Origin of the sequence: Winogradskyella undariae (assembly GCF_013285155.1) — a bacterium.
In the GTDB taxonomy this organism is placed as follows: domain Bacteria; phylum Bacteroidota; class Bacteroidia; order Flavobacteriales; family Flavobacteriaceae; genus Winogradskyella; species Winogradskyella undariae.
This window is the reverse complement of sequence record NZ_JABTEL010000004.1, coordinates 55,053-68,872: the sequence shown is the minus strand read 5'-3', so window position 1 is coordinate 68,872 and position 13,820 is coordinate 55,053. Positions and strand designations below refer to the sequence as shown.

The following is a 13,820-nucleotide window of genomic DNA, read 5'->3' as shown; positions in this document are numbered from 1 at the left end:
TGTGTTCTAGAGGAGGACTAACAATGGCATTGACGGCTAATTAAATTGATTCTAAATAAATTATTTATAACACGGTGAAGTTGTCAAAAACCCATTTGCTGTGTATCTTTGTTAAACATAAAAACTAATCAAATCAACAATGAGCGGAATTCTAAATTCGTCGATAGGAAGAAAGATTGCCATGGCACTTTCTGCGTTATTCCTAATTTTTTTCTTAATTATTCACTTAGCAGTTAACATTACGTCAGTTTTTAGTGCTGACTTGTTTAACGAATTATCTCATTTTATGGGAACCAATCCGTTAGTACAATTTGCGCTACAACCCGTTTTAGTTTTCGGAGTGATTTTTCACTTTGTACTTGGGTTTGTTTTAGAAGTGAGAAATAGAAAAGCTGTAGGGAATATTAGCTACAAAAAAAATAATGGAGCAGCAAACTCATCATGGATGAGTAGAAACATGATTTACAGTGGACTTGCTATTTTAGCATTTATTGTACTTCACTTTATTGATTTTTGGGTTCCAGAAATTAACCATAAATATATAGAAGTATTACCAGAAGATCCAACAAGATACTTTGGTGAGTTACAACATAAGTTTGTTCCAATATGGAGAGTTATAGCATATGTAGTAGCTTTTGTCTTCTTATCATTACACTTAATGCACGGATTTACTTCTTCTTTACAGTCAATGGGAGTTGCTTCTAGTAGAAAGAAATTCTTTAAAAACTTTGGGTTAGCATATTCAATTATCATTCCTTTAGGTTTTGTTATCGTAGCATTATTTCACCACTTTAACCATTAATCTTAAATATATATGGCTTTAGATTCAAAAGTACCAGAAGGTCCAATTAAAGATAAATGGACAACTTATAAAGATAATATCAATCTTGTAAACCCTGCAAACAAACGTCATATCGACATTATTGTAGTAGGAACAGGATTAGCTGGAGGTTCTGCAGCAGCAACTTTAGCAGAATTAGGATATAACGTAAAAGCTTTTGCTTACCAAGATTCACCTCGTAGAGCGCACTCAATTGCGGCTCAAGGTGGTATTAACGCAGCAAAAAATTACATGGGAGATGGTGACTCTAATTACCGTCTTTTTTATGATACTGTAAAAGGTGGAGATTACCGTTCACGAGAAGCAAACGTATATCGTTTAGCTGAGGTATCTGGTAATATTATTGACCAATGTGTTGCTCAAGGTGTTCCTTTTGCACGTGATTATGGTGGATTATTAGATAACCGTTCATTTGGTGGTGTATTAGTATCAAGAACGTTTTACGCTAAAGGACAAACAGGACAACAATTATTATTAGGAGCTTATTCTGCAATGAACCGTCAGATTGCTCGTGGTAAGATTGAGATGTTCAACCGTCACGAAATGTTAGATGTTGTAAAAGTTGATGGAAAAGCAAGAGGTATTATTGCTCGTAATTTAATTACAGGAGAAATAGAACGTCACTCAGCTCACGCCGTAGTTATAGCAACTGGAGGTTACGGAAATGTATATTTTTTATCAACAAATGCTATGGGGTCTAATGCCACTGCAGCTTGGAAAATACATAAAAAAGGAGCGTATTTCGCAAATCCTTGTTTTACACAAATTCACCCAACGTGTATTCCTCGTTCAGGAGATTACCAATCTAAATTAACGTTGATGTCAGAGTCATTACGTAATGATGGTAGAATTTGGGTTCCTGCAAAATTAGAAGACGCTAAAGCAATACAACAAGGAAAATTAAAACCTACTGATATTGCAGAAGAAGATAGAGATTACTATTTAGAACGTCGTTACCCTGCTTTTGGTAACTTAGTACCACGTGATGTAGCATCTAGAGCAGCAAAAGAACGTTGCGATGCTGGTTATGGTGTTAATGGAACAGGAGAAGCTGTATATTTAGATTTCGCATCTGCTTTTGTACGTTATGGTAAAGAGCAAGCAAAGATTCATGGAATTAAAAATGCTTCTGACGCAGAAATTAAAAAATTAGGTCAAGGAATTATAGAAAGTAAGTATGGTAACTTATTTCAGATGTATGAAAAAATCATCGCTGAAAATCCATATGAAACTCCAATGATGATTTATCCTGCAACACACTATACAATGGGTGGTGTTTGGGTTGATTATAACTTAATGACTACTGTTGAAGGTTTATACTGTATTGGTGAAGCTAACTTCTCTGATCATGGTGCAAACAGACTTGGTGCTTCTGCTTTAATGCAAGGTTTAGCTGATGGTTATTTTGTATTACCTTATACAATTGGTGATTACTTATCTAATGATATTAGAACAGGAAAAATTTCAACTGAAACAAAAGAATTTGATGAAGTTGAAAAAGAAGTAAGAGATAGAATAGAATTCTTTATTAATAATGAGGGAACTAAATCTGTCGATCATTTCCATAAACGTCTTGGGAAAGTAATGTGGGACAAAGTAGGAATGTCTAGAAACGCAAAAGATTTAACGGAAGCTATGGCTGAAATTAAAGCGATTCGTGAAGAATTCTGGAAAGAAGTAAAAGTTCCTGGTACTGCAAACGAAATGAATGTAGAATTAGAAAAAGCGGGTCGTGTTGCAGATTTCTTAGAATTAGGAGAATTATTTGCTAAAGATGCTTTAGAAAGAAACGAATCTTGTGGTGGACACTTTAGAGAAGAGTCTGTAGAACTAGATGGAGAACAAAAAGGAGAAGCAAAACGTAACGATAAAGATTACGCTTTTGTATCAGCTTGGGAATACAAAGGAGAACCAGCAGATGCGGTTTTACATAAAGAAGAATTAGAATTTAAAGATATTGAACTAAAACAACGTTCATACAAATAAGATTGACATTATGGATTTAACACTTAAAATTTGGAGACAAAAAGACTCACAAGATAAGGGTCAAATGGTCGATTATAAAGTAACTGATATTTCAGAACATATGTCTTTCTTAGAAATGATGGATGTTTTAAATGAACAATTAGTAAATACAGGTGAAGAACCTGTTGCTTTTGATCATGATTGTCGTGAAGGAATTTGCGGAATGTGTTCTTTATATATTAACGGTGAAGCTCATGGTCCTGACCGTGGAATCACAACTTGCCAGTTACACATGCGTATGTTTAACGATGGTGATACTATTACAATTGAACCATGGAGAGCAGCAGCTTTTCCTGTAATTAAAGATTTAATTGTAGACAGAATGGCTTTTGAGCGTATTCAACAAGCAGGTGGTTATATTTCTGTAAACACTTCTGGTAATACACAAGATGCTAACTCACTTCCTATTTCTAAACACGCAGCAGACGAAGCTATGGATGCAGCAACTTGTATTGGTTGTGGTGCTTGTGTAGCGAGTTGTAAAAACTCTTCTGCTATGTTATTTGTAGGAGCTAAAGTATCTCAATATGCTTTATTACCTCAAGGACAAGTTGAAGCTGCAGATCGTGTTAAAAACATGGTAGCACAAATGGATCTTGAAGGTTTTGGTAACTGTACAAACACTGGTGCATGTGAGGTAGAATGTCCTAAAGGAATTTCTTTAGAAAACATTGCTCGTATGAACCGTGAATTTATGTCAGCAAACATTAAAGGTTAAGATTAAAACCTAATTTCTTCTCAACAGAAGACGTTAAATGATATATAAATCCCAAGCATAATTATGTCTTGGGATTTTTTCTTTTCTTATATTTCAATTTTATTATAGACTTATGCAAAATCCAGCGTCTTTTTACAAAGAACAACTAGAAATAAATCAAGCAGCTTCTAAACAAATATTTAAAAAGCTTAGCTTATATAGTATACTTAGACTTACCATTTTTGTACTTGTAGTAACAGGAATTTATTTTACCTATCAGAACTGGCAAATCGCTGCAGGAATTGCTTTAGTTGGTATTGCTTGTTTTTTGTTTCTATTAACTCGCTATACAGATCTAAAATCGAAACGAAACTTACATAAAAGGTTAATTGCTATTAATGAGGAAGAATTAAAAATAGCAAAAGGTGATTTTTATGAAAGAGCAGATGGGGAAGCGTTTCAAAACCCTAAACACTTTTTTAGTCTAGATATCGATTTATTTGGTAAAGGCTCTTTCTTTCAATTTATGAATAGAACAGCACTTAAAGAAGGTGCTCAGAAATTGAGTGAAAATTTACTTTCTAACGATATAACTAATATCAAAGAGCGACAAGAAGCTATAAACGAATTAGCAGATTTACCAAAATGGAGACAAAATTATGTTGCTGTAGCTCAAGGCGTGGAGATAGAGCATTCTGCAACGTCAATCATTACCTGGTTAAAAGAATATAAACCTTTTTTAGGTAAAACACAGTATATTTTAACCATCGTATATGCTATGGCATCGGTTGTACTTTTAGGCTTAGGAATTACTGAAATTATATCGATTTCTATAGCAGGTTATTGGTTATTATTAGGTTTAGGGATTACAGGTCGTTATTTAAAACAGATTAATAACCTTTCACAACATACGGAACGCGCAAAAGATACTTTTAGACAATATGCATTGTTGTTAAAAGCGATTGAAACCACAGAATTTACTTCCGAATTATTAAAAGAAAAGCAAAAATTGATTCAGTCTGAAGATGTAAAAGCTTCCGAGATATTTTCAAAATTCTCAAAGGTTTTAGATGCTTTAGATAATAGAAACAATTTGATCTCTGCTGTTTTTGGGAATGGATTTCTTCTTATTGATATTAGAAATAGTTTTAATGTTGAAAAATGGATTTCTAAATACGGGCATAAAGTAGATGATTGGTTTGAGGTTGTTACCTTTTTTGATGCCTTTAATAGTTTTGGTAATTATGCCTTTAATCATCAAGATTTTACTTACCCAATTATAACGGAAGATCCGGTGACTATTTTAGCAGAAGGTTTAGGGCATCCGTTATTAAATGCAGAAAAACGTGTAGATAGTGATTTAGAGTTAAAAGAAGAACAATTTTTCATTGTTACCGGTGCAAACATGGCTGGGAAAAGTACGTTTTTAAGAACTATAGCGCTTCATATTGTGATGGCTAATGTTGGACTACCAATTTGTGCAAAACAAAGTAAATACAAGCCTATTAAGTTAATTACAAGTATGCGAACTACAGATTCATTAACCGATGATAGTTCGTACTTCTTTAGTGAGCTTACGCGCTTAAAGTTTGTGGTAGATACCATTGAAAATGATAAAAACTATTTTGTTATTCTAGATGAAATTCTAAAAGGAACAAACAGTACAGATAAAGCAATTGGCTCTCGTAAGTTTGTTGAAAAATTAGTGAAACAAAACGCTACAGGTATTATTGCAACCCACGATTTAAGTCTTACTGAAATTGAAAAAGAATTAGTAGCCGTAAAAAACTATTATTTTGATGCCGAAATTATAAATGATGAGCTCTTCTTCGATTATAAATTAAAGCAAGGTGTTTGCCAAAATATGAATGCCAGTTTCCTACTGAAGAAGATGGAAATTATATAAATTAAAAACCCTTTCTTAAATATATAAGAAAGGGTTTTTTAGTAATTATGTGTTTGCTGTTATTTCAAATTTAAAGCATCTACAGCATGATAGAAAAAGTCTTTTTCATCATTCATAGATACAAATAAACCATTAGGGAATTTTTTTCCTAAGGACGTCGTTACAATATCGCAACCATCCGTTTCTAGTGTTCCTAAATTTAAGGTTTTAACATAGCTGTTATCACTACGTTTATAAAAGTTAAAACTATGATCTTGTTGGTTAGATACGATAATAAAACCTTCACCATTTGGGTAAGTTGCTATAGCAATACCTTCAATGTCCTTTTTAAAGTTTTCACCACCAAATAGCGAAATCTCTTCATTTCCCATTTTAGGATCTGCATATATTTTTCTAATGCCAACACCTTCATCAGAGCAGTACACAAAACCTAATTCATCATCTACAGCTATAGCTTCGATTTCTTTTTTTCCACTAAATTTCCCTACTTTTCTTAAAAGATTAGCATGAACACCTAAAGAATCAGATTCTAAACTATACTGGTGTAAATAACCTTCTACAGGACCATTTTTTCGACTTACAAATACAGAAATAGCTTCTGTTTTAGGATTTTTATATATAGAAACTCCCATTGGTCGTTTCATTTCTATATCCGTTTCCTCAGTAAATACTTTAAATCCGCCATTATCTAAAGGTGTCATATCTGGAATAGAGTACATACGTATTTGATGTTTTTCTCTTTCTGAAAATACCATAATATCCGTTTCTGTAGAGTCGTTAATTTTAAATCCGTATTCTACATCGACGTTATTAGGATAAGCAATTCCTGTTAGACTTTTTTCTTTGATAATTTTTCCATCTAAGTCAAACGCATAAACACCGCCATTAACTTCGTCTTTATTGGTACCGAAAACAATACTTTGCTCAGGGTTTTCTTTGTTAATCCATATTGCAGGATCATCACTATCGTGTGGTAATTTTTCGGTTATTAAAGTTGGTGCTATTTCTGGTAAACCGTTTCCACATGAAACAATTACCATAGACATGATACTTAATATTATTACTTTCTTCATCTTCTTATTTTTTAAATAGGTCATATTTTAATCCTACAGTTAAACGCTTTTCGTAGTACTCCATTTGCATTGTTCTGCCTTTTACACCTTGGTAATAACGTAACGGTTGGTTAGTGATGTTGTTTAAGTTAACATACATGCTTAAGTTGTTGCTAAGTGCAATGTTTGCATTAAAATCTAAGAAAAACTGCTCGTCATAATAACGATCTTCAAAAGCATTTCCACCAATTTCATCGATGTAAGAATCTGAATAATTAGTAGATATACGTAAACTGAATTTTTTTCCTGCATAACCTAAAGAAGCATTGTACATGTTAGGTGATGTTTGTGGTAAATCTAAGTCTAAACGCTCTTCACCATCTTCATTTCTAATTCCGTCTGTACTAGAAGTAAGGTATGTATAGTTTAAATACACACTAAGGTTTTTAGCAAAACCAGGTAGGAAGTCTAAACGACGTTGGAAAGAAAATTCAGCACCTAAAACAGAAGCATCATCACCGTTTAATGGTTGGTAAACTTCATAACCGTTTTCATCTTCTGATTGAAAAGTGTAAACAAAATCTTGAATATCTTTATAAAATACACCACCAGAAATAATACCTACAGACTTAAAGTAATGTTCTGCCATAATATCAAAATTCATAGATGTTGTAGGATTAAGTTCAGGATTTCCTAAAAATATCTCTTCATCTTCATTGCTTATTTCACGGTAAGCTACTAAATCTACATAGTTTGGGCGCGCTAAAGTATTTGTCCAAGCAAATCTTAATATCGTGTTGTCATTAATATCATATTTTAAATGCACACCTGGTAATACGTTAGTATAAGTGTTTTTATCTTTCAACGTATTAATTCCTGAAACATCACCATCTGTATCAAAAACTAACTCGCTACCTTCACTTTCAATAGACGTATGTTCTACTCTTATACCAGCTAATATGCTGAATTTGTCTGATAAATTTTGAGTTAACATCACGTAACCAGCATATACATCTTCATTGACGTCAAAGTTTCCTGTAATGTATTCTTCAGGAAGATCTTCACCTTCAAATAATTCTGTATTGTAAAGGTCTAGGTTCCCGACGAATTCTGGGCTAGCAAAATTTCCTATTTGATATTGGCTACCTGCTAAGAAATCTGAATTAGTATAGTTTCTTGTTGGTACCATTCCTAATAAATCTAAAGCACCTGTTTCATCTCCATATTCTGTAAAATCATTGTCTCTATTTTTATTCTTAATTCTAGTTTTTGCACCAATTTTTAAGAACCCTTCGTTGCCTTCAATTAAAGATAATGGCAAACGTGCATTTACAAACAAGTTGAAATCTTTCTCTTCAGTATATTGATTTTCTTCAGTTAATTCACCAAATTCAAAATCTTCAAAACTACCTTCTCCAGTTAATGGCGTGTATAATGGCTTATCTTCATTGTTATTAAATGTAATTCCGTATTCGCTTTCGTATTCTAAATAACGTTCGTTTAAGCGTTCTTCAGAGGCTTTAGAGAAAGACGCGGTCCAATCTAATTGCATATCACCAAATAAGTGCTCACCACCTAAACTGTAGTTTTGCATTCTTTGATCTTCTAAACGTGTGTTTTGGTTACGGTCGCTATTAATACCACCTTTAGACTGACGTTTAGCTTCTACAAGAAAGCTAGTAAGGTTTCCATCAGCATCTACAGAGAAATCTCCTGCTCCGATATCTTCACCATCTAAAATTTCGTGTTCTAATCTAAATCTATTTTCTCTATCATCTCTCCAGTTATAGATAGATTTGAAGAAAATAGTATTGTTTTCGTCTAATTTATAATCGAAATTAGCAGAAAAACTTCTTCTAATACGTTGTACTTGGTATTCTCTAATTTCAAATACATTGGCGTAAGGATTAACATCTACTTCTAGAAGATTGTCTTCATCTCCTGCATTATATTCAAATTCGTCAGTCCATTCTGCTTCTACATTATGACTACCAAAATCGTTATCATTAACAGATGCAGCTACTACCCAACCAAATTTGTCGTTTTTAGAGCGATCACCAACTAAGAAAGAACCATTTAAAATTCTTTTATCTGAAATAAAGTTGATACCAGAACCAGCTGTTGCAGATAAACGGAAACCTTGTGGTGATGTTTTGGTAATTAAATTTATTGATCCACCAAGCGCATCGGCATCCATATCAGGAGTTACTGCTTTATTAACTTCTATAGTTTGAATCATATCTGATGGAATTAAATCCATCTGTACATTTCTATTATCACTTTCTGCAGAAGGAATTCTACTTCCGTTTAAGGTTACCGAATTTAATTGTGGTGATAATCCACGTATAATAACGTTTCTTGCCTCACCTTGATCCATTTGCATGGTAATACCAGGAATACGTTTAATAGCATCTCCAATATTTGAATCTGGAAATTTACCAACTTGGTCTGTAGAAACAATGTTTGTAATATTTTGTTTGTTCTTTTGAGTGTTTAATGCTCTAGATTGTCCGCTTAGTCCAAATCCAGAAATTAATACTTCGTCTAAACTAGTGTCTTCAGAATTTAATGTAAAATTAAGAGTTACAGTTTCATTTGGTTTTACAACAACCGGATGTGTAATGTCTGCATAGCCTAAATACTCTATAGTAATATTGTAGTTACCTTGAGGTATGTTTACTAAGGTATACTTACCATTAAAATCAGAAACAGTTCCTTTGTTTATAGTTACTATTGAAACGGTAGATCCAGGAACTGTTAGTCCGTTTTCATCGGTTATGATTCCTTGGATATTTCCATTTTGTGCATATCCCAAAATCGGTAATGCTAATAAGAGGAATAGATTAAAAAATTTTTTCATTTTAGGTTGGTTTTGTTTTTTACAAAACTAGACTTAAGCACTATTTTTTAGCGAAAGTATGTGTTATCAAAAAGTAACAAAACCTAGTAAAATAGGCATATATAAGAGCAACATTTACATTAAGATAACATTGAAAAAAGATTAAGGATATGTAGTTTATAAATGGAGTAGAAATACCAAAAGATCGTCTTTAGAATCTATTGGTAATTTTTTTCTAAGTCTATATCTCGCAATTCTTACACTGTCTGGTGTAATATGAAGAATATTTGCAATTTCTTTAGAGGATAGATTAAGAGTTAAAAGCATGCTTAATCTCGTTTCTGAAGCAGAAAGTTGTGCTAATGCTACTTTGGTTAAATTTTCAAAGAAATTAGGTTGTATTTGACTGAAGTAACCCATAAGTTCTGTCCATTCATTTTGGTTAGCTAAATCGGCTTCTATTTCTTTTGATATAGCTATTAACTTCGTTTTTATTAAGGTGATGTTTCTGTCTTTTAATTTTGAAAGTGTCTTAGACACATCAGAAAGCATCTTGTTTTTATGAGCAATATTTAAACTGTAATTAGTTAGTGCAGATACTTTAATTTCTATTTCGTGCTTTAAAGATGTTTCTTGAGCTATTTTTTTATCTAGGTCAACCTGAAGTAATTGTTGTTTGTATTCTAAAATGTGTTTCTCGTGTTTCCTTCTTTTTTTCCAATAAATCAGCCCACCTATTAATCCTAAGATTATAAAAGCAGCACTTATTACAATGATATACTGTCTCACTTCTGTAATCTGCTTTTGTTTGTTTAGTAATAGTAATTCGGCTTCTTTTTCCTTTACAGCATAAAGTACTTCCATAGTACTAACGACTTCTATATTCTTTCTCTTTAATTCTTGTTCGTTTACTATACTTTGGTTGTTGAGGTATTTATAGGCTAATTCATAATTACCCATGTCAGAGTAAGTTCTGGCAAAGTCTTTATAAGCACTCTCTATTTGTGAGCTGTTGTTTGTTTCTTTTGCTAATTTTAAAGCTTCATTAGTGTATTTAAGCCCTTTTTCAAAATAACCATTTTTGCTATTAGCATCTCCTTTATTATTAATAATGTTTATCTTGATATCAGAATTACTGTTTTTAGCATACCCATATGCTTTTTTGAAATAATTATATGCTAAATTGTATTGTTCTAAATCTTCGTAAATACTCCCAATGTTTTCATTAGTTATAGCTAAACCAGTACTGTCTTTTAAAACCTGAAACGTTAACAAGCTAATGTTTTGGTATTCTAATGCTTTTTTATATTCCCCTTGTTTTTCGGCAATGCTTCCTAACAAAGCATGAACATTTGCAATACCTTTATTGTAATTAAGTGTTTTTGAAATTTGAAGACTTTTTGAGGCGTGGTTTTTAGCGTCATCAAATTTCTTTAAATCTAGATTTATTCGCGCTAAAGCATTTTCTACATAGACATAACTAGTGTCTTTTGTTTTATAAATATTACGAAAATCTTGATAATATTTTATAGCCTCACTAAATAGACTTAGTTGGTAAAAGAAATCACCTAACTTAAGGTGCAACTGTGCTATTTGTGTAGAATCTTGTGAGAATTTTGCTTTATGTAAGCTCTGTTTTAATTCATAAAGCTTTACGTCGAGATCTTTCAGTTCTCTGTTTGTGTTTTGTGCGTGAGATGTTATTCCTAAAGCACAGAAGATAAAAACAATAAATTTCAATTTAAGCAAAGCAACATCTATTTAGATAACTTGTAAAGTAAAGCGATGTATATTAATTGAATGATCTTGTTTTGTGAAGATAATGTTATATAATAAAAAAAGCGTCTAATATATATTAGACGCTTTTTAATATTTTAAGAAAAGATGTTCTTAAGCCTCAAAAGGCTCTATAGAAACGTAAGATCTGTTATCTTTTTTCTTAGTAAATTTTACTAAACCATCAACTTTAGCATGTAAAGTATGATCTTTTCCTTGGTATACGTTCTCAGCTGGGTGATGAGTATTACCACGTTGTCTTAAAATGATATTTCCAGCAATAGCAGCTTGTCCACCAAATATCTTTACGCCTAAACGTTTTGATTCTGATTCTCTACCATTCTTCGAACTACCAACTCCTTTTTTATGAGCCATGATCTAAGGTTTTATTTTGTTAATATTAATGTAGTTGAAAATTACTTTTCAATTCCACCGTCTAATCTGTCTTGTAATTCTTTTAACTCGTCCCACTTACCATCTGCAGCTAATTTAGCTTGTTTTGGCCAAGTATCAGTAACGATGTGAGATAATCTAGAGCTAGCTTCAGAAAGGATGTTACTCAATTCTTCAGGTTTAGCTTCTGCAACTTTAGCAAAAGTTTCTAAACCAGCGTTAACCAATGCTTCAGCAGCTTTTGGTCCAGCACCTTCGATTTTCTTTAAGTCATCAGCTTTACCAGTTGCTTTTTTAGCTTTTGGTGCTTCTGCTTTTTTAGTTTCCTTCTTTGGAGCAGCTTTTTTTGCTCCAGAAGCAGTAATACTTTCAATTACGATTTCAGTTAAAGATTGTCTGTGTCCGTTTTTTACACGGTAACCTTTACGTCTTTTCTTCTTGAAAACTATTACTTTGTCACCTTTAAGGTGTTTTAAGACTTTTGCACTAACTTGTGCTCCATCTATAGCTGGGGCGCCTAAAGTAATATTGTCACCATCACCTATTAAAAGAACATTGTCGAAAGAAACTTCCTGACCTTCTTCTATAGCTAAACGGTTAACAAAAACTCTTTGGTCTTTTGCAACTTTAAATTGCTGCCCTGCTATCTCTACAATTGCGTACATAGCGTAACGTTTTTATTAATTTGTTTATTAAAAATAATGCTTTCTTCTCAGAAAGCGGATGCAAATATACTCCTAATTTCTTAATTTACAAACGTTTTGAGTATTTTCAAAATGCTTTAGTGTTAAATAGATAAATATGAGCGATATTATTGGTATTGATTGGTTTAAGTCTTCGTGTTTTTAGATGTTATTATGCTCTAAAGTAAAATCATTGTTTATTTTTGTGAGACTTATGTAACAAATTACAATAAGTATAGACCAATACGTAAACATTTTAAACAAAACTACAATGAAAAACTATTTACTGGCTTTGGCTTCTTTGTTGTTATTTAGCCATCAGGCTATAGCACAAAAAGTTGAATTTGAGGAATTTGATCTAGACAATGGATTACATGTTATTATGCACAAAGATAATACAGCGCCTGTTGTTATAACATCTGTAATGTATGATGTTGGAGGAAAAGATGGTGACCGTGCTCGTACCGGATTTGCACACTTTTTTGAGCATTTATTATTTGAAGGATCAGAAAATATTGGTCGTGGAGAATTTATGAAAATTATCCCTGCAAACGGAGGTACTTTTAATGCTAACACTTCTCAAGATAGAACTTATTACTACGAGATTTTTCCTTCTAATAAATTAGAATTAGGATTGTGGTTAGAGTCAGAACGTATGTTACACCCGGTTATTGACCAAATAGGTGTTGATACACAAAATGAGGTTGTAAAGGAAGAAAAACGTCAAAGTATGGATAACAGGCCTTATGGTGGTTTATTAAAAGCAATTGGTGAGAATCTTTTCAGTGCACATCCTTACAAGGATCAAAACATTGGTAAAATGGAGCATTTAGATGCTGCAACCTTAGAAGAATTTAATGCGTTTTTTGATAAATATTATGTACCAAACAATGCTGTATTAGTAGTAGCGGGTGATATTGATTATCCTAAAACTAAAAAAATGGTGCAAGATTATTTTAGTGCTGTTAAAAAAGGACCTGAAGTAGTGCGTAACTTTCCAAAAGAAGCACCTATTACTGAAACTAAAAAAGCTATAGCTTACGATAAAAATATTCAAATACCTGCAATTATTGCTGCTTACCGTTTGCCTGGTCAATCAACCAGAGATGCTTATGTGTTAGATATGATATCTACTTATTTAAGTGCAGGAAAAAGTTCAGTACTTCAAAAAAAGTTAATGGATGAACAAAAACAAGCTTTAGGTGTACAAGCCGTTAATATCGGTCAAGTTGATTATAATATTTTTGCATTATTTGCTTTACCATTAGGTGATGTTAGTTTAGATACTTTATTAGCCGAAATGGATGAGGAAATTGTAAAAATTCAAGATGAATTAATTAGTGAACGTGATTACGAAAAGCTTTTAAATCAATACGAGAATAACTTTGTAAGTTCTAACTCTAGTGTTGCTGGTATTGCAAGTTCTTTAGCAACATACTATTTATTGTATGGTGATGTAAATATCATTAATAATCAATTAGAGACTTACAGATCTATAACAAGAGAAGATATTCAAGCAGCAGCTAAAAAGTATTTAAGTCCAAACCAACGAGTAGAAATTCAGTATCTACCAACAAAAGACGAACAATAATATGAAAACAGCATTTA

General features: G+C 32.4%; 10 protein-coding genes. 5 read left to right on the top strand and 5 right to left on the bottom strand.

The genetic code is table 11. The features are described 5' to 3' along the window. The first annotated feature begins 139 nt into the window (after window positions 1-139). From HSX10_RS06800 to HSX10_RS06785, 4 genes are all read left to right on the top strand, one after another. Window positions 140-802 (top strand): succinate dehydrogenase cytochrome b subunit, encoded by a 663-nt coding sequence (locus tag HSX10_RS06800; protein WP_173587462.1) that lies wholly within the window; start codon window positions 140-142, stop codon window positions 800-802. A 12-nt stretch (window positions 803-814) separates the two neighbouring features. Continuing rightward, on the top strand, window positions 815-2,827 hold the full coding sequence (locus HSX10_RS06795) for a fumarate reductase/succinate dehydrogenase flavoprotein subunit (RefSeq protein ID WP_173587461.1): 2,013 nt from the start codon (window positions 815-817) through the stop codon (window positions 2,825-2,827). 10 nt (window positions 2,828-2,837) lie between these two features. Beyond that, entirely contained in the window at window positions 2,838-3,584 is a 747-nt protein-coding gene (locus HSX10_RS06790; protein ID WP_173587460.1) for a succinate dehydrogenase/fumarate reductase iron-sulfur subunit, read from the top strand. Between the two features lie 112 nt (window positions 3,585-3,696). Beyond that, entirely contained in the window at window positions 3,697-5,469 is a 1,773-nt protein-coding gene (locus HSX10_RS06785) for a MutS-related protein (protein WP_173587459.1), read from the top strand. A gap of 59 nt (window positions 5,470-5,528) precedes the next feature. Here the strand turns inward: HSX10_RS06785 and HSX10_RS06780 are convergent, their stop codons facing one another. The 5 genes from HSX10_RS06780 to rplU all read right to left on the bottom strand — a co-directional run bounded on the left by HSX10_RS06780 (window position 5,529) and on the right by rplU (window position 12,194). Then, window positions 5,529-6,542, bottom strand: a complete 1,014-nt coding sequence (locus HSX10_RS06780) for a phytase (protein ID WP_173587458.1) — start codon at window positions 6,540-6,542, stop codon at window positions 5,529-5,531. A gap of 4 nt (window positions 6,543-6,546) precedes the next feature. Next, complete coding sequence (locus tag HSX10_RS06775; RefSeq protein ID WP_173587457.1) at window positions 6,547-9,381, bottom strand: TonB-dependent receptor; 2,835 nt, start codon at window positions 9,379-9,381, stop codon at window positions 6,547-6,549. A gap of 156 nt (window positions 9,382-9,537) precedes the next feature. Continuing rightward, the gene (locus tag HSX10_RS06770; protein WP_173587456.1) at window positions 9,538-11,109 is read right to left on the bottom strand and encodes a tetratricopeptide repeat protein; all 1,572 of its coding nucleotides are present in this window, start codon (window positions 11,107-11,109) and stop codon (window positions 9,538-9,540) included. 141 nt (window positions 11,110-11,250) lie between these two features. Further along, entirely contained in the window at window positions 11,251-11,511 is a 261-nt protein-coding gene (gene rpmA, locus HSX10_RS06765) for a 50S ribosomal protein L27 (RefSeq protein ID WP_173587455.1), read from the bottom strand. A gap of 41 nt (window positions 11,512-11,552) precedes the next feature. Then, complete coding sequence (gene rplU / locus HSX10_RS06760; RefSeq protein WP_173587454.1) at window positions 11,553-12,194, bottom strand: 50S ribosomal protein L21; 642 nt, start codon at window positions 12,192-12,194, stop codon at window positions 11,553-11,555. A gap of 289 nt (window positions 12,195-12,483) precedes the next feature. On the opposite strand from rplU, the gene HSX10_RS06755 reads away from it, so the two are divergent. Further along, entirely contained in the window at window positions 12,484-13,803 is a 1,320-nt protein-coding gene (locus HSX10_RS06755; protein ID WP_173587453.1) for a M16 family metallopeptidase, read from the top strand. Window positions 13,804-13,820: the final 17 nt, after the last annotated feature.

Bases quoted from the DNA above. Each gene is read 5' to 3' on its own strand.
- HSX10_RS06800 (WP_173587462.1), top strand. From the start codon at position 140: ATGAGCGGAATTCTAAATTCGTCGATAGGAAGAAAGATTGCCATGGCA.
- HSX10_RS06795 (WP_173587461.1), top strand. From the start codon at position 815: ATGGCTTTAGATTCAAAAGTACCAGAAGGTCCAATTAAAGATAAATGG.
- HSX10_RS06790 (WP_173587460.1), top strand. From the start codon at position 2,838: ATGGATTTAACACTTAAAATTTGGAGACAAAAAGACTCACAAGATAAG.
- HSX10_RS06785 (WP_173587459.1), top strand. From the start codon at position 3,697: ATGCAAAATCCAGCGTCTTTTTACAAAGAACAACTAGAAATAAATCAA.
- HSX10_RS06780 (WP_173587458.1), bottom strand. From the start codon at position 6,542: ATGAAGAAAGTAATAATATTAAGTATCATGTCTATGGTAATTGTTTCA.
- HSX10_RS06775 (WP_173587457.1), bottom strand. From the start codon at position 9,381: ATGAAAAAATTTTTTAATCTATTCCTCTTATTAGCATTACCGATTTTG.
- rpmA (WP_173587455.1), bottom strand. From the start codon at position 11,511: ATGGCTCATAAAAAAGGAGTTGGTAGTTCGAAGAATGGTAGAGAATCA.
- rplU (WP_173587454.1), bottom strand. From the start codon at position 12,194: ATGTACGCAATTGTAGAGATAGCAGGGCAGCAATTTAAAGTTGCAAAA.
- HSX10_RS06755 (WP_173587453.1), top strand. From the start codon at position 12,484: ATGAAAAACTATTTACTGGCTTTGGCTTCTTTGTTGTTATTTAGCCAT.